Origin of the sequence: Pseudomonas danubii, from assembly GCF_042980055.1 — a bacterium.
Lineage (GTDB): Bacteria > Pseudomonadota > Gammaproteobacteria > Pseudomonadales > Pseudomonadaceae > Aquipseudomonas > Aquipseudomonas danubii.
Window position 1 is genome coordinate 951,789 of sequence record NZ_CP116502.1, and the last position, 20,939, is coordinate 972,727.

Sequence of the window (20,939 nt, forward strand, 5' to 3'; positions counted from 1 at the left end):
GCAACCCTTCTGCCGGTCCCTGCAAGCGGGCTACCCGACGCTAGCGCCCCGATCGCCTGGCGGTAATCAGCGCAGCCTTGTCAGCGGCAATCCGCCTGGCGTTGGGCGTCTGTTCCAGGCGCTCCAACAGAGCCCTGGCCTCTGGCATATCGGCCAGAAAATCGATCCCGAACAGCTTGTCCCCAACGACCAGGGCCAGGTTCACGCTGTACTGGAAATACAGGTCCGCCACGCTCAGGCTGGTACCCGCCACATACGGCGCGAACCGAGCATGCCGGCGCAATGCGGCAAAACCCTGCAGCAATTCGACTCCAGCCTTTTCCTTGATGGCCTCGGGCAGCGTTGCACCGAAGAACACTTCGGGGAAACAGGCTCGGGCCGGCAGCTCGATATAGAGTTCGATCTCCTTGGCCAGTGCCAGCACCTGTGCCCTCTCGAAGGCATCTCCCGGGAGCAGCGCCGGCTCGGGATGGACCTGCTCCAGGTAATCGAGAATCACGCTGGTTTCACTGATAAAGCCCTGCTCCACTTCCAGCACCGGAACCTTGCCCCGGGGACTGATGGCCAGCGCCTCGGGGCTCTGGCCGGCGTAGAACAACACCTCCTCGAAGGGCAGGCCCTTTTCCAGCAGGGCCAGTTTGACCATGTTGTAGTAGTTGCTGATGGCGAAGCCATAAAGCTTGAACATCCCATAGCCTCCAGGCCGTGCAGGGGGTCGGCAGGACTTTTTATAGAAGGTTAATCCACTTCTGACCAGCAGCATCCAGCCTCTGAATACGAGTAAACTGGCGACCTTTCCTTGAGGAGCCTGCCATGAGCGAGCCAACCGATATCGACAACGACGAAGAAGAGTTCGCCGAAAACACCCTGATCGAAGCGATCGAGAACCAGATCGAAAGCGACAATCCGCCAGCAGCCAAGGCCACCTTCAATAAGCTGACTCTGGTGGGTTACGAGCGGGAAGAAATCCTCAACCTGATGGCCCACGTCCTGGCTGTCGAGATCGATGCGATCCTCGAGGAAGACCGCGCCTTCGATACCCAATGGTACGAAGCCGCGCTGCGCGCCCTGCCGGAACTGCCTCCAGAGAAGCAGTAAGCCGGTACTACCGGAGCGCTGCCCGCAGCAACGCTCCGGCACGCCACTCCCGACCTGACTACACTGCAGGCACCCTGCGGCCAAAGACCGCTGCCCCCAGGTACAAAAGTCCTCAGCGAATGCTGGACACGCCGCCGTTCTGCGGTCACCTTAAGAACGCTGACCTCTCATTCCTAGAAAGTCTGGAGTCCTTATGTCGTATACCCCTGAGTTGGTTGCCGAACTGGAAATCCTTGCACTCTTCAACCTGGACAACTCCCAGGAAGGCCTGAAAATCCATCAGACTGCCGCCCCTTCTGCCATCGCCGCCGCCCAACGCCTGTTTGACAAAGAACTGATTACCCAGCCCGATGGGGGCTACCTGACCAGCCTTGGCCGGGATGCTGCTGAACATGCCCAAGGCCTGCTGACCATCCTGAGCGTCAAAGAAACCGCCTGAACACCGTTCCTCGGCCTGCGGGGTTCCCGTCTGTCGGATTCCGTAGGCACCCTCCCGCCAATACGCTAGAAATCTGGCGTCAAAAAACAAAATCAGCTTAAGGCTCGGTCTTGTCTGACGATAAACTGCTGCCGTCCTCAAACCGCCACGTTCGAGCTCAGCTTGAAATGCCCCATACCCATGAAATCCGTCCCGATCTGGATGAAGGAATCGATCGCAAGGTTCTCAGTCAACTGCGCGCGCGTTTTCTCACCCTCAATGCCGGACGCATGGCTCGGGCAATGGAAGGGTTGTCGGCACGCCAGCAGCTGGTCCTCAACCTGCTGCCACTGTTCTTTCACGTCAATCATCCACTGCTGCCCGGCTACGTTTCCGGCGCTACCCCGGCGGGACTGTCCAACTACGAGCCCGACCCGCAAGCCCTGGCTGAAGCCCAGCGCCTGACCCGCTCCTTTTCCTACAAGCCTCGTCATGGCAATCCACCTCGACCTATCCACGGCCTGTTTCTCATGGGCAGCCTGGGCACCCTGGCCCAGGCGGACCAGAGCGACATGGATGTCTGGGTGTGCCATGCGCCGGACCTGAGCGAAACCGAGCTGGCCGAACTGCAGAAGAAATGCCAGTTGCTGGAAGTCTGGGCCGCGGGCCAGGGCGCCGAGGCGCACTTTTTCCTGATCGACCCCAGCCGTTTTGTCCGCGGCGAGCGGGATACACAGTTGAGTTCGGATGATTGCGGCACCACCCAGCACTACCTGCTGCTCGACGAGTTCTACCGCACCGCCATCTGGTTGGCCGGACGCACGCCGTTGTGGTGGCTGGTGCCGGTGTACGAGGAGTCCCGCTACGAGCGCTACATCCACACCCTGCTCTCCAAGCGCTTCGTACCCGCCGAAGAGAACCTGGACCTGGGCCACATGGCACGCATTCCGCCCGGAGAGTTCATCGGAGCCGGACTCTGGCAGCTGTTCAAGGGCATCGAGTCCCCCTACAAATCAGTACTCAAGCTGCTGCTGATCGAGGTCTACGCCAGTGAGCATCCCAGGGTCCAGTGCCTGAGCCTGCGCTTCAAGCAGGCGGTGTTCGCCAACCGCCTGGACCTGGACGAGCTCGACCCCTATATCGTGGTTTACCGACGCATCGAGGAATACCTCAAGGCCCGTGGCGAGCCCGAGCGTCTGGAATTGGTACGGCGCAGCCTGTACCTCAAGGTCAACCGCAAGCTTTCCAGCGGCAATGGCGCTCGCAGCCCGAGCTGGCAGCGGGCACTGCTTGAGCGCCTGGCCAGCGAATGGGGCTGGGATCAGCGCCAGCTGGCCCTGCTGGACAGTCGCAGCCAATGGAAAGTGCGCCAGGTCAGCAGCGAGCGCCGGGCGCTGGTCAACGAGCTCAACTACAGCTACCGCTTCCTGACCCAGTTCGCCCGCACCGAACAGGCCGCCAGCCTGATCAATAAGCGCGACTTGAACGTGCTGGGCCGACGCCTGTACGCAGCATTCGAACGCAAGGCGGGAAAAATCGAGTTCATCAATCCCGGTATCGCCCCGGACCTCGCGGAAGACACCCTGACCCTGGTGCAATCGCCGAACAAGAAAGAACCAGGGCAGACTCATTGGGGCCTGTACAACGGCAATCTGACCGCCCTGGAGTGGGAGCACTTCGCGCCTATCAAGCGCAGCCGTGAATTGCTTGAGCTGCTGACCTGGTGCCATCGCAATGGGGTGATCGATAGCAGCACGCGCCTGGCGCTGCACCCTGGCAGCAGCGACCTGAGCGAGTTCGAGCTGTTCAACTTGCTCGGCAGCCTGCAACAGACGGTGGCCCTGCCACTGACCACCGTCGACGAAGACCAGCTGCTGCATGCCAGCGTACCCGGCGAAGTGCTGATCCTGGTGAACGTCGGAGTCGACCCGCTCAAGCATCACCGCGACCTGAACATTCTCATGACCACCGAGCGCACCGACTCCCTGAGCTACGCCGGGGTGCGGGAAAACCTGGTGCTGACCCTGGATCAGGTCACCCTCAATAGCTGGAACGAGGTCATGGTCGGGCGCTATGACGCTGAACATGCCTTGCTCGAATGCCTGCGGGACTACCTCAATAACCTGCCGTCCGACTCACAACCACGGTTGCGGGTCCGCTGCTTCTGCCACAACCGCGCACAGTTCATCGCTCGGCGGGTGGAGGAGCTGTTCGAAACCGCGCACCACCTCCTGCTCAGTCAGCTCAACTACCGCTACCTGATCCAGGTCCAGCAGCACTTTCACGTCCTCGAACTGGTACCCGGCCAGGTTCGGCATCGGGCCATGGCGACACCCGCCGCACTGCTTGAATACCTGGGCCAGGAGCAAGCCCGCTATAGCCCCCTGCACCTCGATCCCATGGCCCTGGAAGATCACGACCTGGCGCTGATCCTGCCCATGGGCCAGCCAGACTGCATTCAGGTGTTCTACCGGATCATCGAGCAGCACGCCGAACTCTATATCCTCGATGAGCACAACGCCCTGTGGCAGCAGACCCTGCCGTACCACGACGAACAAAGCCTGCTGGTGCCCCTGCAGCGCTTCCTGCAGTCGATCCTCTACCGCCGTGAAGCGCTACAGTCGATGGACAGTAGCCAGGGCGAGAAACCTTTGGACACACTCTACTTGCAGATACTGCCCTCAGGCACCGGTCGGGCGCGCCGGGTAGAGCCGCGACCAGCACCTGCGACCCCTGTGGACAAGGCCTTTTATGACGTGCAGGCGATCATCGGCAAGGCTGCACCTGGCCAGGTGCAAGTCTCGCTGTACTGCAATCAACGGGAGTTTTCCGAACTGGAATATGGCAACCAGCTATTCAGCGCGGTGGCCCAAGAAATCGTCGGACAGCGCCGTGAACCGGAACGCTATCGCTGCTACATCACCGACCTGGACCTGTCCGGCCTGCTCGGTGATATGCAAAGTTCGAGCATTGTGTATCTGCGCTACAAGGCCAGCCTGGAGCGCGCACTGAACGACGCGCTCGAGCAGGTCTAGCCGCAAATCAGAGGTGGTAGTCGCCCGCGGCTTCCGGCTGGTATTCCACTTCCAGCAGAGTCAGCTTCAGGGTCTTGCCACCCGGCGCCGGCCAGTCGATGTATTGACCCACCTGCAAGCCCAGCAAGGCGCTGCCCACGGGTGCAAGGATCGAAATCTTGCCTTCGTCGGCGTTGGCGTCCTGTGGATAAACCAGGGTCAGGTGATAGTCCTTGCCACTGCTTTCCTCACGGCAATGCACACGCGAGTTCATGGTTACGACACCGGCCGGTACTTCATCGTGACCCACCAGCGTTTCGGCACGATCCAACTCGGTTTGCAGTGCAATGACGCCTGGCAGCGAGTCGTCCAGGCTGTCGATCAGGCGCTCCAGACGTTGCACGTCAAGGCGGGTAAGGATGATGGATGGTGCAGTACTCATGATCCTGGCTGACTCCTATTTTTTCTGCACAAAAAAGCAAAACCCCGCCAAATAAGACGGGGTTCTCACCGGCCTCGATGTAGCGAGGCGAAGTCGGACACTATCACAGCACACTGAATAAACAAACCGTACCAGTACGAACCTAAAGTCCCCCGGCTGTACCGCTCTGTTTGCGCTGCAGCGCTTGTGCGCAGATCACTCGCCGCCGCTCGTCATCGGCCGAACGCCACTCGCGAATATCCTCCACATGGCGGAAACAGCCGCGGCAGACCTTCTCCTCATCGAGACGGCACAGACTGATGCACGGCGAACTGACCGCCGGGCTGACATTACTGTAGAGCGGCTTGGGCGGTCGGGCTGCGGCAGGCTGAGTCACGACCTCAGAGCCCTTCGAAATCGAGCTTGATATCCGCCTGTTCGAGAACGATGCGTTCCAGCATCTCCCCCAGCTGCTCTTCACTCTTGTCGCACATCCAGCGCTCGCTTTCCTCGTCGTAGTCGAAGTGGAAACCACCGGAGCGGGCGGCCAGCCATAGCTGGCGCAAAGGTTCCTGGCGGCTGAAGATCACCTGGCTGCCGTTGTCGAACTTGACGGTGAGCACTCCGGCGGAGCTTTCCAGGTCAATGTCCAGGTCGCTTTCATCGAAAATATCCTCCAGCGTCTGCTGGGTGGCGTCCACCAGGTCGTGAAAACGGGCTTCGGTCAAACTCATTGCAGGAACCTCAAAAAGTGTCTACTCACGCTCAAGCGCCGCAAGATACGGACGCTCCCCGGCGAATGCAAAGGATACCGAACAGGCGGATAAATGCGACGCCCATTGTGTCGGAAGCCGACCAAAGCCTCTGAGCAGCCCCTGGCAAAGGCCCGCTGGACGGGAGTTACGCTGCATAGGCAAGCTGCCGGGTGGCCGGTATACTCGGGCGCAATTTACGCATTCTCAAGGATTTCGCCATGAAGCGCCTGATCTCTTCCCTTGCTGCGCTCGTCGCGGTTGCCTGCCTTGTTACCGCCTGCGGCCAGAAAGGCCCGCTGTATCTGCCCGATGACAGCAAATCCCCAGAAGAACAGGCGAAATCGCAGTCGAAGTCGCACAAGCACGACACCTACTAAGGGCTCACCATGGACGCTTTCAACTACCGCGACGGTGAGCTGTTCGCGGAAGGCGTAGCCCTGTCCGCCATTGCCGAGCGTTTCGGCACGCCGACCTACGTCTACTCCCGAGCGCACATCGAGGCCCAGTACCTGGCCTATGCCGAGGCGCTTGCCGGCATGCCGCACCTGGTCTGCTTCGCGGTAAAAGCCAACTCCAACCTGGGTGTGCTGAATGTCCTGGCGCGCTTGGGCGCAGGCTTCGACATCGTCTCCCGGGGCGAGCTGGAGCGCGTCCTGGCGGCTGGCGGCCAAGCCGACAAGATTGTCTTTTCCGGTGTCGGCAAGACCCGTGACGACATGCGCCGAGCCCTGGAAGTGGGCGTCCATTGCTTCAACGTCGAGTCCGCAGAAGAGCTTGAGCGCCTGCAGCTGGTGGCCGCCGAACTGGGTGTTCGCGCGCCAATCTCGCTGCGAGTCAATCCCGACGTCGATGCCGGCACCCACCCGTATATCTCCACCGGGCTCAAGGAAAACAAATTCGGCATCGACATTGCGACTGCCGAGGACGTGTACATCCGCGCCGCGCAGCTGCCGAACCTGGATATCGTCGGGGTCGACTGCCACATCGGCTCGCAACTGACCACCCTGGCGCCTTTCATCGACGCCCTCGACCGCCTGCTGGATCTGGTGGATCGTCTTGGAGAATGCGGCATCTACCTGCGCCACATCGATCTGGGTGGCGGTCTGGGCGTGCGTTATCGCGACGAAGAGCCGCCACTGGCCGCCGACTACATCAAGGCCGTGCGTGAACGCCTGGATGGCCGCGACCTGGCCCTGGTGTTCGAACCGGGCCGCTTCATCGTGGCCAACGCCGGTGTACTGCTGACCCGTGTCGAGTACCTCAAGCACACCGAACACAAGGATTTCGCCATCGTCGACGGCGCCATGAACGACCTGATCCGCCCAGCGCTGTACCAGGCCTGGATGGATGTCAGTGCCGTCCAGCCGCGGGATGCCGAACCCCGCACCTACGACATCGTCGGACCGATCTGCGAAACCGGCGACTTCCTCGCCAAGGAACGCAACCTGGCCCTGGCCGAGGGCGATCTGCTGGCGGTGCATTCCGCTGGTGCCTATGGTTTCGTCATGAGCTCGAACTACAACACCCGCGGCCGTGCCGCTGAAGTACTGGTCGATGGTGACCAGGCTGTTGAAGTGCGTCGCCGCGAGACGGTAGCCGAGTTATTCGCTGGCGAAAGCCTGCTGCCGGAGTAAGACCATGCTGCTGCGTTTTACCAAGATGCATGGCCTGGGCAATGACTTCATGGTTCTCGACCTGGTCAGCCAGCACGCGCATATTTTGCCCAAGCACGCCAAACAATGGGGTGATCGCCATACCGGAATCGGCTTCGATCAACTGCTGATCGTCGAGGCCCCGAGCAACCCGGACGTGGACTTCCGTTACCGGATCTTCAACTCCGACGGCTCCGAAGTGGAACAGTGCGGCAACGGCGCCCGCTGCTTCGCCCGTTTCGTACTGGACAAGCGCCTGACCACCAAGCGTCAGATCCGCGTCGAGACCAAGAGCGGCGTCATCGAACTGGATGTACGCAACGACGGACAGATCAGCGTCAACATGGGGGCTCCGCGCCTGGTGCCGGCGGACATTCCGTTCCAGGCCCCGGCCCAGGCCGACAGCTACACGCTGGACGTCGACGGCCTGCAGGTCGAGCTGGCCGCCGTGTCCATGGGCAACCCTCACGCCGTGTTGCGGGTGGATGACATCAACAGCGCGCCGGTACACGAACTGGGGCCGAAGATCGAGCATCACCCGCGCTTCCCGGCGCGGGTCAATGTCGGCTTTCTCCAGGTGCTGGACCGTCAACGCGCGCAATTGCGGGTCTGGGAACGTGGCGCCGGGGAAACCCAGGCCTGCGGTACCGGCGCCTGCGCAGCCGCAGTGGCCGCGATCAGCCAGGGGTGGATGGATTCGCCCCTATTGATCGACCTGCCGGGCGGGCGCCTGTCCATTGAATGGGCAGGCCCTGGCCAACCGGTGATGATGACCGGTCCGGCAGTGCGCGTATACGAAGGACAGGTGCGTCTTTAAGTGAGCGAAATCCATGACTGATCAGCCGCAGGCTCCCGCCGCAAAGCCCGACCCAACGCCTTCTGCCGACCTGGACGCAGCCGCCGTCGCCGCGTACCTGGAGGCCCATCCGGACTTCTTCGTCGAGCACGACGAGTTGCTCCCGGCCTTGCGCATTCCGCACCAGCGCGGCGACACCGTATCGCTGGTGGAGCGGCAGATGAAGATCCTGCGCGAGCGCAACATCGAGATGCGCCATCGCCTGTCGCAATTGATGGACGTGGCCCGGGACAACGACCGGCTGTTCGACAAGACCCGACGCCTGATCCTGGCCCTGATGGACGCCACCAGCCTGGAAGAGGTGGTGATGAGTGTCGAAGACAGCCTGCGCCAGGATTTCCAGGTGCCCTTCGTCAGCCTGATTCTGTTCAGCGACAGCCCCATGCCGGTAGGGCGCTGGGTCTCCGCCGCCGAAGCCCAAGGCGCCATCGGTGGCCTGCTTTCAGAAGGCAAGAGTGTCAGTGGAAGCCTGCGCGAGCACGAACTGGACTTTCTCTTCGGCGAAGAACAGCGCAAGCAGATCGGCTCCACTGCGGTAGTCGCCCTGGCGCACCAGGGCATGCACGGTGTATTGGCCATCGCCAGCCGTGACCCGCAGCACTACAAGAGCTCGGTGGGCACCCTGTTCCTCAATTACATCGCTGAAGTCACCGGCCGCGTGCTGCCGCGCTTCACTCACTCGCTGCGCTCGGTACGCTGACCATGCAGCAGCAACTGGATGCCTACTGCGCACACCTGCGCAGTGAGCGCCAGGTGTCGCCCCATACCCTGCTGGCCTACCGGCGCGATCTCGACAAGGTGTTGGGATTCTGTGAAAAGCAGCAGGTGCGCAGCTGGACCGACCTGGATATCCAGGGCTTGCGCAGCATGATTGCCCGCCTGCACCAGCAAGGTCAGTCATCACGCAGCCTGGCACGCCTTCTGTCCGCCGTGCGCGGGCTCTATCACTACCTGAACCGCGAAGGGCTGTGCGATCACGACCCGGCCAACGGCCTGGCACCGCCCAAGGGCGAACGTCGCCTGCCCAATACCCTGGATACCGATCGCACCCTGCAACTGCTCGACGGCGCGGTAGAAGACGACTTCCTGGCCCATCGCGACCAGGCGATCCTGGAACTGTTCTACTCCTGCGGCTTGCGTCTCTCCGAGCTGACCAGCCTGAACCTCGAACAGCTGGATCTGGCCGACGGCCTGGTGCAGGTGCTGGGCAAAGGCAGCAAGACCCGTGTGCTGCCGGTGGGCAAGAAGGCCCGGGAAGCCCTGACGCTGTGGCTGCCGCTGCGAGCCCTGAGCAACCCGCCGGACGGCGCCCTGTTCGTCAGCCAGAAGGGGCGCCGCCTGGGGCCACGAGCCATTCAGTTGCGGGTCAAGGCCGCCGGCGAGCGGGAACTGGGACAGAACCTGCACCCGCACATGCTGCGCCATTCCTTTGCCAGCCATTTGCTGGAGTCCTCCCAGGACCTGCGAGCCGTGCAAGAGTTGCTGGGGCATTCGGACATCAAGACCACACAGATCTATACCCACCTGGACTTCCAGCACCTGGCAGCGGTCTACGACAGCGCCCATCCACGGGCCAAACGCAACAAAGGCGGTGAGTAATGACCATCAAGCTGATCACCTTCGACCTCGACGACACCCTGTGGGATACCGCGCCGGTGATCGTCAGCGCCGAAGCCACCCTGCGCCAGTGGTTGACCGAGCACGCACCGAATCTCGGCGGCGTGCCGGTGGAGCATCTGTGGGCCATTCGCGAACGTGTGCTGCAGGACGAGCCGACGCTCAAGTATCGGATCAGCGCCCTGCGCCGCCGGGTGCTGTTCCATGCCCTGGAAGAGGCCGGGTATGAGCACAGCCAAGCCAGCCAGCTGGCCGACCAGAGCTTCGAAGTGTTCCTGCATGCCAGGCATCAGCTGGACATCTTCCCCGAGGTTCAGCCGACCCTGGAGGCCCTGGCCAATCATTTCGCCCTAGGGGTCGTCACCAACGGCAATGCCGACGTGCGTCGCCTGGGTCTGGCGGACTACTTCAAGTTCGCCCTGTGCGCCGAAGACATTGGGGTCGCCAAGCCGGATGCCCGGCTGTTCCATGAAGCCCTGCAGCGCGGTGGCGCAACGGCCGAAACCGCCGTGCATATCGGCGATCACCCGGGCGACGACATTGCCGGCGCCCAGCAGGCGGGCCTGCGGGCCATCTGGTTCAATCCTGCGGGCAAGGCCTGGGAAGCCGAGCGCGCCCCTGATGCCGAGATTCGCAGCCTCAAAGAACTGCCAGCACTGCTGGGTCGCTGGCACAGCGGCACCTGATGCGGCTCGTTCTGTAGGAGCGAGCTTGCTCGCGATCGCCGCCACGCAGCGCCATTTACCCGGCACGCGCCCATGAAAAAGCCCGCAGCGACGGCGGGCTTTTTCAGCAAGCAAGTAACAAGGCTCAGATAGGCCGGCTGCCGTACTTGTTATCCGGCTTCTTGGGCGGATCGGCGACCACATTGGCCTCGACTTCCTGCACTTTGCCGCCACGGGCCAGGAACTCTTCCATGGCACGCGCCAGTGCATCACGCTCCTTGTTCTTGGCTTCGACACTCGGCAGCTCGTCTACCGAGACGGCGGCCTTGGCCTTGCCTTTGGCGGTCGGAGCAGGAACATCACTGCCGTCGTCTTCCGCCACATCGTCGGCGGCCGCTTCAAGACCTTCTTCGGTTTCGTCTTCGTCACCTACTTCGAGGTCGTCGTTTTCCAGATCATCGTCGCTCATGTTCTACCTCATGACTTGCGAAAAGCAGATTAGTTATAGCCCAGCTGCGCCGACTGTCGAAGGCTGCCGGAAAAAAATCAACGTCCACTGATACTCAGCGGCTTATGCCCGATCACCCTGCAGGGTGGCAAGGACTTTGCGAGCACCGCCATGATCGCGATGCTCGCCCAGATAAACACCTTGCCAGGTGCCTAGCGCCAAGCGCCCCGCCGCTACCGGCAAAGTCAGCTGACAGCCTAGCAAACTGGCTTTGAAGTGCGCCGGAAGGTCGTCCGCGCCCTCGTCGTCATGTTCGTACCCGGCCATGCCTTGAGGCACCAGGGTGTTGAAGAAACGCTCGAAGTCACGCCGTACCGCCGGATCGGCGTTCTCGTTGATGGTCAACGAGGCCGAGGTATGTTGCAGCCATAAATGCAGCAGACCAACCCGACATGCCCTCAACTCAGGCAGGCCGGCGAGCAACTCGTCCGTCACCAGATGAAAGCCCCGGGGCCTGGCCCGCAGGGTAATCAGGGTCTGTTGCCACATACCGATCTCCACGCTTCGGCGCGCATTCTAGCGCGCTCAGGGAAAAAACAAAGCGCCGAATAATCCTGCTTTAGTGTAAGCATTTGTCCTGCTGGAAATCGCCACGGCATACACGCCAATGCTTGTCAGTAAATCCATTCAGCCTTTCTCAATGACAAACGCCAGGCAAAAAAATGCCCGGCCGGAGCCGGGCGTTTTTTCAGACGCGATTACAGGTTGTAACCCCGCTCGTTGTGTTGTGCCAGATCGAGGCCGACCGCTTCTTCTTCCTCGGTAACCCGAAGCCCGATGATGGCATCCAGAACCTTGAGAATGATGAAGGTCACGATCGCGGTGTAGATCACGGTAAAGCCCACACCTTTGCACTGAATCCAGACTTGCGCGGCGATGTCGGTCACGGTGCCGAAGCCGCCCAAAGATGGAGCGGCGAACACACCGGTGAGGATCGCGCCAAGAATACCGCCGATGCCGTGAACGCCGAAGGCATCCAGGGAGTCGTCATAACCCAGCTTGCGCTTGAGGCTGGTGGCACAGAAGAAGCACACCACGCCAGCGGCCAGGCCGATGATCAGGGCGCCCATCGGGCCAACGGTGCCCGCGGCCGGAGTGATGGCTACCAGGCCGGCGACCACGCCCGAAGCGATACCCAGCGCGCTTGGCTTGCCGTGGGTGATCCACTCGGCAAACATCCAGCCCAGAGCCGCGGCGGCAGTAGCGATCTGAGTCACCAGCATGGCCATGCCGGCAGTACCGTTGGCCGCAGCAGCGGAACCAGCGTTAAAGCCAAACCAACCGACCCACAGCATGGCCGCGCCCATCAGGGTATAGCCCAGGTTGTGGGGAGCCATCGGCGTGGTAGGGAAGCCTTTGCGCTTGCCCAGTACCAGGCACGCCACCAGGCCTGCGATACCGGCATTGATGTGGACCACGGTGCCGCCGGCGAAATCCAGCACGCCCCAGTCCCACATCAGGCCGCCATTGCCGGACCAGACCATGTGCGCGATCGGTGCATACACCAGGGTGAACCAGACGCCCATGAAGATCAGCATGGCGGAGAACTTCATCCGCTCGGCGAAGGCACCGACAATCAACGCCGGAGTGATGATGGCGAAAGTCATCTGGAAGGTGATGAACACCGCTTCAGGGAACAGCGCCGCCGGGCCGGTTACGCTGGCTGGGGTCACGCCCGCCAGGAAAGCCTTGCCCAGGCCACCGAAGAAGGAGTTGAAGTTGACGACGCCCTGTTCCATGCCCGTCGTGTCGAACGCAATGCTGTAGCCATAGATGACCCACAGAATGCTGATCAGGCCGGTAATGGCAAAGCACTGCATCAGCACTGAAAGAATGTTTTTCGACCGCACCATGCCGCCGTAGAACAGCGCCAGGCCAGGAATGGTCATGAACAGCACCAAGGCTGTGGAAGTCAGCATCCAGGCGGTGTCGCCGGAATTGAGGACTGGAGCTGCCACTTCGTCTGCCGCCATGGCCAGGCCAGGCATTACGAGGGACAAAAGGGCTCCTAGCCCTGCGAATTTACGCAGAGTCATATTGTTTTCTCCTGGGGCGTTGGGTTTGGCGGCTTAGATTGCGTCGGTATCGGTTTCGCCGGTACGGATGCGAATAGCCTGTTCCAGATTGACCACGAAGATCTTGCCGTCACCGATCTTGCCGGTGTTGGCGGCCTTGGTTATCGCCTCGATAACCCGGTCAAGATCCTTGTCGTCAATGGCGACATCGATCTTCACCTTGGGCAGGAAATCCACCACATACTCCGCACCGCGATACAGCTCGGTGTGACCCTTCTGCCGGCCGAAGCCTTTGACCTCAGTGACGGTAATGCCCTGCACGCCGATCTCGGACAGCGACTCGCGCACGTCGTCCAACTTGAACGGCTTGATGATGGCAGTGACTAGCTTCATGAAACTCTCTCCCGAATTGGTGGACTTGCCCCAGGAAAACAAACCCGACTCAAGTCTAAGCGCAGTGCCTGGCTTTGTAACGCATCGTCGGCCTTCCTCAGCCAGACCGACGCCAGCTAACCGCTTCTGACGAAACACTCCCCGCTCCGCCTGCCGCACTGCATTCGTCACAGCGACTGCATCAGTGCATGGGTCACCAAGGTCTAAGCAGAAAGCTTGCCAGCTCGGGAAAAATCAGTGATTTCAGTCCCTTGCCCACGGCCGTCCGGGCTTGCCACCAATCGGCATCGCGGATACGCACAATAACGGTGCGCGAGCGCCCGCCCGGATGCGCGAAAAACGTGCAGAGCGAGCACCACCAAGCCCTTGAGCCGTGCGTGATACACTGCGGCCCATCTGCTATTCAGGACACTCCCATGCTCGCGCCCAAAGACCTTCTCGATGCCCTGAGCGGCCACGCCTCGCGTTTGCTCAGCGGTGAAACACCTCTGCCTCGCAATGAAATCGAAAGCCAGTTCAAGGCCCTGCTGCAAAGCGGCTTCAGCAAGCTGGACCTGGTCAGCCGGGAAGAATTCGACAGCCAGATGGTGGTCCTGGCCCGCACCCGGGCACGCCTGGAAAGCCTGGAGGCCAAAGTGGCGGAGCTGGAAGCCCGGCTCAATCCGGCAGCGCAATGAGCTGAGCCCGCGATTCGCCGGCAAGCCGGCTCCTACAAACCTGGAGCCGGTTTGCCAACGAAAGCCATAGCGCCGGCGACATATCCTGTGCGCATTCAAAGCTCCTCCCGCCAAAGCCCTCATCTATCCTTGCAGCACCGCAGGACGCGGTTCCCGCTGTCTCAAGGAAGATCTCCCCATGTCCCTGGCAATCATCCACAGCCGTGCCCAAGTGGGCGTACAGGCTCCGGCTGTCAGCGTTGAAGTGCACCTGGCCAACGGCCTGCCGAGCCTGACCCTGGTCGGACTGCCGGAAGCCGCAGTCAAGGAAAGCAAGGACCGGGTGCGCAGCGCCATCCTCAACGCCGGATTCAACTTCCCGCCGCGACGCATCACCCTCAACCTGGCACCCGCGGACTTGCCCAAGGACGGTGGACGATTCGACCTGGCCATCGCCCTGGGCATCCTCGCCGCCAGCGTGCAGGTGCCGGCCCTGGCGCTGGACAACATCGAATGCCTGGGTGAGCTGGCCTTGTCCGGCGAGGTGCGAGCGGTGCGCGGTGTGCTCCCGGCCGCGCTGGCGGCACGCAAGGCCGGACGCACCCTGCTGGTGCCCCGGGCCAATGCCGAGGAAGCCTGCCTGGCCTCGGGCCTGGAGGTGATCGCCGTAGACCATCTGCTGGAGGCCGTCGCCCACTTCAATGGTCACGCCCCCATCGCGGCTTACGTCAGCGACGGCTTGCAGGAGAATCACACGCCCTACCCCGACCTGCGGGAAGTCCAGGGCCAACTGGCTGCCAAGCGTGCCCTGCTGATCGCTGCCGCCGGCGCCCATAACCTGCTGTTCAGCGGCCCGCCCGGCACCGGCAAGACCTTGCTGGCCAGTCGCTTGCCCGGCCTGCTGCCACCCTTGCAGGAAGACGAAGCCCTGGAAGTCGCAGCCATTCAATCGGTGAGCAGCCACAAGCCGCTGCGCCACTGGCCGCAGCGCCCCTTCCGCCAGCCCCATCATTCGGCATCAGGCCCTGCACTGGTGGGTGGCGGTTCGAAACCTCGTCCGGGAGAAATCACCCTGGCCCATCATGGTGTGTTGTTTCTCGATGAACTGCCGGAGTTCGACCGCAAGGTCCTGGAGGTTCTGCGCGAGCCCATGGAGTCGGGCCAGATCGTCATCTCTCGCGCCCGCGACCGGCTACAGTTTCCGGCGCGCTTCCAACTGGTAGCCGCCATGAACCCCTGCCCCTGTGGCTACCTTGGCGACCCCAACGGACGGTGCCGCTGCACACCGGAACAGATCCAGCGCTATCGCAACAAGCTGTCCGGCCCCTTGCTCGATCGCATCGACCTGCACCTGACCGTAGCCCGCGAAGCCACCGCCCTGAACCCCGAGCCGCAACCGGGGGACGACAGTGCCAGCGCCGCCGCTCGGGTGGCTCAAGCTCGCGAGCTGCAACGGCAACGCCAGGGTTGCGCCAATGCCCATCTCGACCTCCCCGGTCTGAGGCGCCATTGCCGGCTATCCACGGCAGACGAACGCTGGCTGGAGGCGGCCTGCGAACGCCTGGACCTATCGCTACGAGCCGCCCACCGCCTGCTGAAGGTGGCCCGGACCCTGGCCGACCTGGAGCAGGCGGCACGGATCAACCGCGAGCATCTGGCAGAAGCCCTGCATTACCGGCCGAGCACAGGTTGAAGGGTCACTCCTTGGACAGATCCACCAGCGGCGTGGGGCGCACTTCGGTCTGGCGTCCATCCTGAATCTTGCCGACAAGACTCAGCGCATCATCCACCGCGGCCTTGTCCGCCAGCAGGTTGTAGCGGATCTGGAATTGCCGTTGCTCCTTGGCGCCGATGGTCGGCACCAGATTCAGCGGACGCTGATAGCGGCGGTTGTAAGAGAAACTGGTGCCCGGCTCCAGTCCCGTCACATAACCCTGGCCCTGGGTGTCGGTGTTCTTCCATAGCGAGAACACCGGCAACTGCTGGGTATTGAAGCCCAGCGATACGCCGAGACTGCCCGCCTTGTTATGCAGCACCGCCAGGGTCTCGCCCTTGGCGTCGGCATAAGGCACGACGTTGTAGACGGTCTCGTCATAGTCGCGGGTCGGGCCGCGATAGGTCTGCCAGTCCGCCAGATCGGCCTTGGCTTTGTCGTTGAAGGGCGAGACCTGTTTCACCGGTGCCGCAAACTTGGCCCCCTGCTCAAGGAACGGCGTGCTGAAGTTGCTGTGGTACAGCGCCTGGTATTCCTTCGGATAATCACCGTTGTTGGTCAACCGGTCATTGAGGGTGAAACTGGTGCTGCCGGGCTCGGTAACCAGTTCGGTGGCGACACTGAAATCGACCTTCTTGAACGCCTGCTCCTTGAGCTCGCCCCGCAAGTGAATGGCGTAAGGCGGTTTCTCGTCGATATGCAGGGTGACCTTGCTGGCGGGAATGTTCGCCGCGCGGCCATGCAGTGTCAGCAACTCGCCATTGTCCAGGCCAGGGTGCCCGACCCACTCGTAGCCGCAGCGCGTCACCAGCTCATTGAAGCCTTCCAGCCAGCCCAGGCCACCACGGCCATTGAGTTCGATGAACGCCGGATTGACCACTTCCTTGACCGGTGAATCCCAGCCCAGGCGCACATCGCCCACCGAGGCCTGCAACACATTCATGCCCCGGGTCGGCACCACCGAGAGCTTCATCACGCCATTGTCGATGTCGATGATGCTCACCCCTTCCTGGCGACCGCCATGCAAGGTGCGCAAGGTCACGGAAAAGGGCCGCTCGGTCTTTACCCCCAGTTGCTGGCTGGTGAGGTGCAGGTTGTCGGCGGCCTTGTCGCTGTCGAGCAATACATAGTCCCAGGCCATGGCATGGGAAGCGGCGCTCAGCGCAGCGAGGGAGACAAGCAGTTTGAGGGACTTCATCGAGGGATCGCCTTTATTGGAGTTGTACGATTTTTATAGCGCTGAAGAATCGTTTCAGCAAGCCAATAAATCGCGCTAACCACCACAAGATCCCATCATTTGCACTGAGGCCCTCAGTCCTCGAACCCCAACAGCAAGCCCGCCACTTCCAGGACTTCTGCCAAGGCAGCCGCGGCAGCCTCGGGCGAGGCCCGCAGCAGCAGGTCATCGGCGTAGCCCATGGTTTGCGCGAACAACTGTCGTGCCACGCGTTCGGGGCTGGAGCAGCGGAACACTCCGGCCTGGACCCCACGGTGGACGATCTGCGCCAACATCTGCTGCCACTGACCGTTGATCTTCAGGTAGGCCTCGGCCAGCTCCTGGTCATACATGGCCTCGTCCCAGGCATCGAGCCACAGCGCCCAGCCGTCCTCGGCGGAATCGGGCAGGCAATCGCGAAGAAAACCCTGCAGCGCCTCCATGGGCGCGACGCCTTGCAGCGGTTCGCCCACCGCCTCCAGTTGCTCATTGGCAAAACGTATGAAGGCCTCGCGGCGCAGCTCCTTCCAATCGCTGAAGTAGTGATAGACATGGCTACGGGACAACCCGGCATGTTCGGCCAGGTCGCGAGTGGAGACATCGGCGAACCCCTTGCTGCGGAACAACTCCAGGGCCGCGCCGATGATCTGGTCTTTACGGTCGTTACGGGACATGGGCAATCGGACCTCTTGACGCCGAGATGGACGGCGCTTGCATTTTGAGCGATCGCTCAAAGATAATTGAGCAGTCGCTCAATATTAACCGTTATCACACCTGTGGTGCACTCATGTCTGTCGTCACCCCATCCGTTATCGTCGACCCCACACAAAAGATCGGCCAGCAATCGGCCGGCCAGACGCTCAAGGCCATTGCCCGGGCGTACCCGGGCAAGCTGTTTGTCACGTTGTCCCTGGTGGCGCTAGAGAACGCCCTGCTGCTGGCCTACCCGCTGTTTGCCGGGTTCGCCGTAGACTCGATCCTGCGGGGTGACACCACCCACGCGCTGATCTACGCCCTGGTGGTGCTGGGCTTCTGGGTCGTGGGGGCCGCGCGGCGAGCGGTGGACACCCGCACCTTCACCCGCATCTACGCCGACCTGGCGGTGCCGGTGATCCTCAATCAGCGCCTGCAGCAGCAAAACACTTCCACGGCAGCGGCGCGGGTGGTGCTGGCCAGGGAGTTCGTCGACTTCTTCGAAAAGCATGTGCCGACCATCGCCACCGCCCTGGTATCGATTGTCGGTGCCGCGGTCATGCTGCTGGTGATCGAACCCTGGATCGGCCTGGCCTGCCTGGGAGCCCTGCTGCTGTGCGTCACCCTGCTGCCGCGCTTTGCACGGCGCAATCAGCAGTTGCACGAACGCCTGAACGATCGACTGGAAAAGGAGATCGGCCTGGTGGCCAAGGTCGGCGCGGCCTCGCTGCAACGCCACTATCGGCTGCTGTCGCGGCTGCGCATCTGGCTCTCGGACCGGGAGGCGGCGGCCTATCTGTTTCTGGGCGCCGTGGCGGCGATTCTGTTTGTCATTGCCATCAGTCAGCTGGCGCTGTCACCCGAGGTCAAGGCCGGGCATGTGTATGCGGTAATGACTTATCTGTGGACCTTCGTCAGCAGCGTCGACGAGGCCCCGACCATGGTCGATCAACTGGCGCGCCTGCGGGACATCGGCAAGCGCGTTGACCCGGGGCTGGGTGAACCGACCGAACCCCGCTAAACCTCAGAACCGCCGGATGCGATAGCCGCCGGCGTGCAGCAGGACCTTGCCCCGCAACCCAGGGTTGCGGGGCGAAAGGGCCACTGTCAGCGGAAGCGGTCGACTTCCTGACGCAGGTCGGCAGCCAGTGTTTCCAGCTCACGGGCAGTGACCGCCAGGTTGGACACCACTTCCCGTTGCTCGCTGTTGGCCTGGGCAATGCTCTGCAGGTTGCTGCTGAGCACCGTGGCGGTGCTGCTCTGCTCCTGGGTGGCCGTGGTGATGGCGGCGAACTGCTCGCCGGCGCTGCGGCTCTGCTCGTCGATCAGGGCCAGGGCCGAAGCCACATCGGCGTTGCGCGACAAGCCTTCCTGCATCAGCCGGTTGCCCTGTTCCATGGTCTCGATGGCATGGCCGGTTTCCTGCTGGATGCTGTTGATCATCTGCGAGATTTCGTCGGTGGCCTCGCGGGTACGCGACGCCAGGTTGCGCACCTCATCCGCCACCACGGCGAAGCCGCGACCCTGCTCGCCGGCACGGGCCGCCTCGATGGCGGCGTTGAGAGCGAGCAGGTTGGTCTGGTCGGCAATCGCGGTGATCACCCCGACAATTCCGCCGATCTCCTGGGAGCGTTGGCCCAGGGTATTGATTACCGTAGCCGTGCTGTTGAGCGCCCCGGCAATCTGCTCCAGGGACGATGACGCCTGCTCCATGGACTCGCGGCCGATATGGGTCTGCTGAGCGTTTTCCTCGGCCAGGCGCTGGGTGCTGCCCATGTTGTCGGCGATGTTCAGCGACGTGGCGCTGAACTCCTCCACCGCCCCCGCCATGCTGGTGATCTCGCCCGACTGCTGCTCCATGCCTTCATAGGCACCGCTGGACAGGCCAGACAAGGCCTGGGCCCGGCCGTTGACCTCAGCGGCAGAACGGCGGATGTGCTCGACCATGGTCGACAAGGCTTCACCCATCTGGTTGAAACTGCGAGCCAGTTGGCCGATCTCATCGTGGCTGGACACATTCAACCGCGCACTCAGGTCGCCGCCGCCCAAGGCCTGGGCCTGACGCACCAGATCACTCAAGGGCGCCAGCTTGCTGCGCAGCAGCCAGACCGTGGCGCCCACCGCCAACAACATCGCCAACAGGCTGCCGATCACCAGACGGATGCCGACGCTCCAGGTCACCGCCCGAATCTCGGCTTTGGGCATGCTCGCCACCACCGACCAGGGCCCACCGGCAAAAGGCACCGCCAGGCTGTAGAAGTCTTCGCCCTGGTCGCTCCAGAAGCGGCCCTTGCCCGGCTGCTGCGCTGCATCGGTCATGACCTGCGCGGCCTGATCCAGTCCTTGCACGCCCGCTGGTGGCACCAGCCATTTGTGCTGCTCGTCCAGCAAGGCCAGGGAGCCGCTGTGTCCGATGCGGAAGCGCTGGAGATTGTCGAACTGGGCGTTCTGCGCATCGGTGTAGTCAAAACCAACGAACAACACGGCAATCACCTTGCCGGCACGATCCAGCACCGGGGTGTACTGGGTCATGTAGAAACGCTCGAACAACAGCGCGCGGCCGACATAACCCTGCCCCGCCATGAGTTTCTGATAGGCCGGGTGGGCATGGTCGAGCAAGGTGCCAATGGCCCGGCTGCCGTCCTGCTTGCTCAAGGAAGTGCTGACCCGGATGAAGTCGTCGCCGCTGCGCACGAACAGGGTCGCCACCCCGGCGGTCATCTGCTTGAACTCGTCCACTTCCTCGAAGTTGTTGTTCAGCACCACGTCCCCCAGGTGCAGGCCCGGGGTCTGAACCCCGGCCACACTCACCGGTTGCTCGGGATGCAGGCTCAGGCCGCTGCGGAAGCGGTTTTCAAACAAGCCACTGAGGCGCTGGGTGCTTTCGCGCAGGCTGCTGTGAAAGGTGTTGAGCTGATCCGCCAGCAGGCGCGCTTCGCTGGCCAGGTGCTCCTCTCTAGTGTCGAGATTCGCCGAATCCAGAGAACGCAGGGCAAACAGGGTACTGCCGCTGATCACCAGGGCGAGTATCAAGGCAAGGGCAAGCCCTAGCTGGGAGGCTATCCGGGCACGGGGTTGAGACATGATGGCTCCTTACCGAGAAGGCGGATCATCCTGATCGATCAGCACACTCGGCAGTAATTATTCTAGGATTTTTAGTAATTTAGGACCTTCCTGAACGCTGGTTCCATAACCCATGGATTCGGCGGCGCCCACGAATACTTGAGCGCCTAGCAAGGATATCTCCG

23 protein-coding genes and 1 pseudogene are annotated in these 20,939 nt (G+C 62.2%); 12 read left to right on the forward strand and 12 right to left on the reverse strand.

Features of this window, described 5'->3' with window-relative positions:
- Positions 1 to 40 precede the first annotated feature (40 nt).
- Positions 41 to 688: a glutathione S-transferase gene (locus PFZ56_RS04530; protein WP_102862225.1), complete on the reverse strand. Its 648-nt coding sequence runs from the start codon at positions 686 to 688 to the stop codon at positions 41 to 43.
- 125 nt (positions 689 to 813) lie between these two features.
- Here PFZ56_RS04530 and PFZ56_RS04535 point away from each other — a divergent pair, with 125 nt between their 5' ends.
- The 3 genes from PFZ56_RS04535 to PFZ56_RS04545 all read left to right on the forward strand — a co-directional run bounded on the left by PFZ56_RS04535 (position 814) and on the right by PFZ56_RS04545 (position 4,551).
- Positions 814 to 1,098 carry a hypothetical protein gene (locus PFZ56_RS04535; RefSeq protein WP_102862226.1) on the forward strand — a complete coding sequence of 95 codons (285 nt, stop codon included), beginning with the start codon at positions 814 to 816 and terminating at the stop codon, positions 1,096 to 1,098.
- A 193-nt stretch (positions 1,099 to 1,291) separates the two neighbouring features.
- On the forward strand, positions 1,292 to 1,537 hold the full coding sequence (locus tag PFZ56_RS04540; protein WP_025130885.1) for a TIGR02647 family protein: 246 nt from the start codon (positions 1,292 to 1,294) through the stop codon (positions 1,535 to 1,537).
- Positions 1,538 to 1,704: 167 nt separating this feature from the next.
- Positions 1,705 to 4,551 (forward strand): class I adenylate cyclase, encoded by a 2,847-nt coding sequence (locus PFZ56_RS04545; protein ID WP_170002941.1) that lies wholly within the window; start codon positions 1,705 to 1,707, stop codon positions 4,549 to 4,551.
- A gap of 7 nt (positions 4,552 to 4,558) precedes the next feature.
- Here PFZ56_RS04545 and rnk read toward each other — a convergent pair whose 3' ends face one another.
- The 3 genes from rnk to cyaY form a co-directional block, all read right to left on the reverse strand.
- Positions 4,559 to 4,972: a nucleoside diphosphate kinase regulator gene (rnk, locus tag PFZ56_RS04550; protein WP_011064182.1), complete on the reverse strand. Its 414-nt coding sequence runs from the start codon at positions 4,970 to 4,972 to the stop codon at positions 4,559 to 4,561.
- 142 nt (positions 4,973 to 5,114) lie between these two features.
- Positions 5,115 to 5,348, reverse strand: a complete 234-nt coding sequence (locus PFZ56_RS04555; protein WP_102862228.1) for a DUF1289 domain-containing protein — start codon at positions 5,346 to 5,348, stop codon at positions 5,115 to 5,117.
- 4 nt (positions 5,349 to 5,352) lie between these two features.
- Entirely contained in the window at positions 5,353 to 5,685 is a 333-nt protein-coding gene (gene cyaY / locus PFZ56_RS04560; protein ID WP_102862229.1) for an iron donor protein CyaY, read from the reverse strand.
- 239 nt (positions 5,686 to 5,924) lie between these two features.
- Here cyaY and PFZ56_RS04565 point away from each other — a divergent pair, with 239 nt between their 5' ends.
- From PFZ56_RS04565 to PFZ56_RS04590, 6 genes are read left to right on the forward strand one after another with little or no spacing between them, the layout of a single operon-like run.
- Entirely contained in the window at positions 5,925 to 6,083 is a 159-nt protein-coding gene (locus PFZ56_RS04565) for a lipoprotein (RefSeq protein WP_082729310.1), read from the forward strand.
- 9 nt (positions 6,084 to 6,092) lie between these two features.
- Complete coding sequence (gene lysA, locus PFZ56_RS04570) at positions 6,093 to 7,340, forward strand: diaminopimelate decarboxylase (RefSeq protein WP_102862230.1); 1,248 nt, start codon at positions 6,093 to 6,095, stop codon at positions 7,338 to 7,340.
- Positions 7,341 to 7,344: 4 nt separating this feature from the next.
- Positions 7,345 to 8,175: a diaminopimelate epimerase gene (gene dapF, locus PFZ56_RS04575; protein ID WP_102862231.1), complete on the forward strand. Its 831-nt coding sequence runs from the start codon at positions 7,345 to 7,347 to the stop codon at positions 8,173 to 8,175.
- A 13-nt stretch (positions 8,176 to 8,188) separates the two neighbouring features.
- Entirely contained in the window at positions 8,189 to 8,914 is a 726-nt protein-coding gene (locus PFZ56_RS04580) for a DUF484 family protein (protein ID WP_102881265.1), read from the forward strand.
- Positions 8,915 to 8,916: 2 nt separating this feature from the next.
- Positions 8,917 to 9,813, forward strand: a complete 897-nt coding sequence (gene xerC, locus PFZ56_RS04585) for a tyrosine recombinase XerC (RefSeq protein WP_170002939.1) — start codon at positions 8,917 to 8,919, stop codon at positions 9,811 to 9,813.
- Positions 9,813 to 10,517 (forward strand): HAD family hydrolase, encoded by a 705-nt coding sequence (locus PFZ56_RS04590; RefSeq protein WP_170002937.1) that lies wholly within the window; start codon positions 9,813 to 9,815, stop codon positions 10,515 to 10,517. Before xerC ends, PFZ56_RS04590 begins: the two co-directional genes overlap by 1 nt.
- 124 nt (positions 10,518 to 10,641) lie before the next feature.
- Here the strand turns inward: PFZ56_RS04590 and sutA are convergent, their stop codons facing one another.
- From sutA to glnK, 4 genes are all read right to left on the reverse strand, one after another.
- Complete coding sequence (sutA, locus tag PFZ56_RS04595) at positions 10,642 to 10,965, reverse strand: transcriptional regulator SutA (RefSeq protein ID WP_007926654.1); 324 nt, start codon at positions 10,963 to 10,965, stop codon at positions 10,642 to 10,644.
- 102 nt (positions 10,966 to 11,067) lie between these two features.
- Positions 11,068 to 11,493, reverse strand: a complete 426-nt coding sequence (locus PFZ56_RS04600) for a secondary thiamine-phosphate synthase enzyme YjbQ (RefSeq protein ID WP_102862235.1) — start codon at positions 11,491 to 11,493, stop codon at positions 11,068 to 11,070.
- A 209-nt stretch (positions 11,494 to 11,702) separates the two neighbouring features.
- Complete coding sequence (locus PFZ56_RS04605; RefSeq protein ID WP_102881269.1) at positions 11,703 to 13,040, reverse strand: ammonium transporter; 1,338 nt, start codon at positions 13,038 to 13,040, stop codon at positions 11,703 to 11,705.
- A 33-nt stretch (positions 13,041 to 13,073) separates the two neighbouring features.
- The gene (gene glnK / locus PFZ56_RS04610) at positions 13,074 to 13,412 is read right to left on the reverse strand and encodes a P-II family nitrogen regulator (protein ID WP_002555808.1); all 339 of its coding nucleotides are present in this window, start codon (positions 13,410 to 13,412) and stop codon (positions 13,074 to 13,076) included.
- A 416-nt stretch (positions 13,413 to 13,828) separates the two neighbouring features.
- Between glnK and PFZ56_RS04615 the strand changes: the two genes are divergently transcribed.
- Together PFZ56_RS04615 and PFZ56_RS04620 are read left to right on the forward strand one after the other, a co-directional pair.
- Positions 13,829 to 14,089, forward strand: a complete 261-nt coding sequence (locus PFZ56_RS04615; RefSeq protein ID WP_072451854.1) for an accessory factor UbiK family protein — start codon at positions 13,829 to 13,831, stop codon at positions 14,087 to 14,089.
- Between the two features lie 178 nt (positions 14,090 to 14,267).
- Entirely contained in the window at positions 14,268 to 15,761 is a 1,494-nt protein-coding gene (locus PFZ56_RS04620; RefSeq protein WP_170002935.1) for a YifB family Mg chelatase-like AAA ATPase, read from the forward strand.
- A gap of 4 nt (positions 15,762 to 15,765) precedes the next feature.
- Here the strand turns inward: PFZ56_RS04620 and PFZ56_RS04625 are convergent, their stop codons facing one another.
- Both PFZ56_RS04625 and PFZ56_RS04630 read right to left on the reverse strand, forming a co-directional pair.
- Positions 15,766 to 16,980, reverse strand: a complete 1,215-nt coding sequence (locus PFZ56_RS04625; protein ID WP_102862238.1) for an aldose 1-epimerase family protein — start codon at positions 16,978 to 16,980, stop codon at positions 15,766 to 15,768.
- Between the two features lie 113 nt (positions 16,981 to 17,093).
- Positions 17,094 to 17,672, reverse strand: coding sequence for a TetR/AcrR family transcriptional regulator (locus PFZ56_RS04630; protein WP_170002933.1), 579 nt, complete (start codon positions 17,670 to 17,672; stop codon positions 17,094 to 17,096).
- 113 nt (positions 17,673 to 17,785) lie between these two features.
- Here PFZ56_RS04630 and PFZ56_RS04635 point away from each other — a divergent pair, with 113 nt between their 5' ends.
- The gene (locus PFZ56_RS04635; RefSeq protein ID WP_170002931.1) at positions 17,786 to 18,712 is read left to right on the forward strand and encodes an ABC transporter six-transmembrane domain-containing protein; all 927 of its coding nucleotides are present in this window, start codon (positions 17,786 to 17,788) and stop codon (positions 18,710 to 18,712) included.
- A gap of 86 nt (positions 18,713 to 18,798) precedes the next feature.
- Here the strand turns inward: PFZ56_RS04635 and PFZ56_RS04640 are convergent, their stop codons facing one another.
- Together PFZ56_RS04640 and PFZ56_RS04645 are read right to left on the reverse strand one after the other, a co-directional pair.
- Positions 18,799 to 19,659: a methyl-accepting chemotaxis protein gene (locus PFZ56_RS04640; protein ID WP_372342485.1), complete on the reverse strand. Its 861-nt coding sequence runs from the start codon at positions 19,657 to 19,659 to the stop codon at positions 18,799 to 18,801.
- Between the two features lie 42 nt (positions 19,660 to 19,701).
- Positions 19,702 to 20,775, reverse strand: a pseudogene (locus PFZ56_RS04645) (Cache 3/Cache 2 fusion domain-containing protein); the annotation flags it as partial.
- Positions 20,776 to 20,939 lie beyond the last annotated feature (164 nt).

What these genes read in the sequence shown, in the direction of transcription:
- PFZ56_RS04590 (WP_170002937.1), top strand. Translation starts at nt 9,813, where the DNA reads ATGACCATCAAGCTGATCACCTTCGACCTCGACGACACCCTGTGGGAT.
- PFZ56_RS04600 (WP_102862235.1), bottom strand. Translation starts at nt 11,493, where the DNA reads ATGTGGCAACAGACCCTGATTACCCTGCGGGCCAGGCCCCGGGGCTTT.
- PFZ56_RS04605 (WP_102881269.1), bottom strand. Translation starts at nt 13,040, where the DNA reads ATGACTCTGCGTAAATTCGCAGGGCTAGGAGCCCTTTTGTCCCTCGTA.
- lysA (WP_102862230.1), top strand. Translation starts at nt 6,093, where the DNA reads ATGGACGCTTTCAACTACCGCGACGGTGAGCTGTTCGCGGAAGGCGTA.
- PFZ56_RS04640 (WP_372342485.1), bottom strand. Translation starts at nt 19,659, where the DNA reads ATGGGTGAAGCCTTGTCGACCATGGTCGAGCACATCCGCCGTTCTGCC.
- PFZ56_RS04545 (WP_170002941.1), top strand. Translation starts at nt 1,705, where the DNA reads ATGCCCCATACCCATGAAATCCGTCCCGATCTGGATGAAGGAATCGAT.
- PFZ56_RS04565 (WP_082729310.1), top strand. Translation starts at nt 5,925, where the DNA reads ATGAAGCGCCTGATCTCTTCCCTTGCTGCGCTCGTCGCGGTTGCCTGC.
- PFZ56_RS04535 (WP_102862226.1), top strand. Translation starts at nt 814, where the DNA reads ATGAGCGAGCCAACCGATATCGACAACGACGAAGAAGAGTTCGCCGAA.
- rnk (WP_011064182.1), bottom strand. Translation starts at nt 4,972, where the DNA reads ATGAGTACTGCACCATCCATCATCCTTACCCGCCTTGACGTGCAACGT.
- cyaY (WP_102862229.1), bottom strand. Translation starts at nt 5,685, where the DNA reads ATGAGTTTGACCGAAGCCCGTTTTCACGACCTGGTGGACGCCACCCAG.
- PFZ56_RS04615 (WP_072451854.1), top strand. Translation starts at nt 13,829, where the DNA reads ATGCTCGCGCCCAAAGACCTTCTCGATGCCCTGAGCGGCCACGCCTCG.
- sutA (WP_007926654.1), bottom strand. Translation starts at nt 10,965, where the DNA reads ATGAGCGACGATGATCTGGAAAACGACGACCTCGAAGTAGGTGACGAA.
- dapF (WP_102862231.1), top strand. Translation starts at nt 7,345, where the DNA reads ATGCTGCTGCGTTTTACCAAGATGCATGGCCTGGGCAATGACTTCATG.
- glnK (WP_002555808.1), bottom strand. Translation starts at nt 13,412, where the DNA reads ATGAAGCTAGTCACTGCCATCATCAAGCCGTTCAAGTTGGACGACGTG.
- PFZ56_RS04540 (WP_025130885.1), top strand. Translation starts at nt 1,292, where the DNA reads ATGTCGTATACCCCTGAGTTGGTTGCCGAACTGGAAATCCTTGCACTC.
- PFZ56_RS04625 (WP_102862238.1), bottom strand. Translation starts at nt 16,980, where the DNA reads ATGAAGTCCCTCAAACTGCTTGTCTCCCTCGCTGCGCTGAGCGCCGCT.
- PFZ56_RS04530 (WP_102862225.1), bottom strand. Translation starts at nt 688, where the DNA reads ATGTTCAAGCTTTATGGCTTCGCCATCAGCAACTACTACAACATGGTC.
- PFZ56_RS04635 (WP_170002931.1), top strand. Translation starts at nt 17,786, where the DNA reads ATGTCTGTCGTCACCCCATCCGTTATCGTCGACCCCACACAAAAGATC.
- PFZ56_RS04630 (WP_170002933.1), bottom strand. Translation starts at nt 17,672, where the DNA reads ATGTCCCGTAACGACCGTAAAGACCAGATCATCGGCGCGGCCCTGGAG.
- PFZ56_RS04620 (WP_170002935.1), top strand. Translation starts at nt 14,268, where the DNA reads ATGTCCCTGGCAATCATCCACAGCCGTGCCCAAGTGGGCGTACAGGCT.
- PFZ56_RS04580 (WP_102881265.1), top strand. Translation starts at nt 8,189, where the DNA reads ATGACTGATCAGCCGCAGGCTCCCGCCGCAAAGCCCGACCCAACGCCT.
- xerC (WP_170002939.1), top strand. Translation starts at nt 8,917, where the DNA reads ATGCAGCAGCAACTGGATGCCTACTGCGCACACCTGCGCAGTGAGCGC.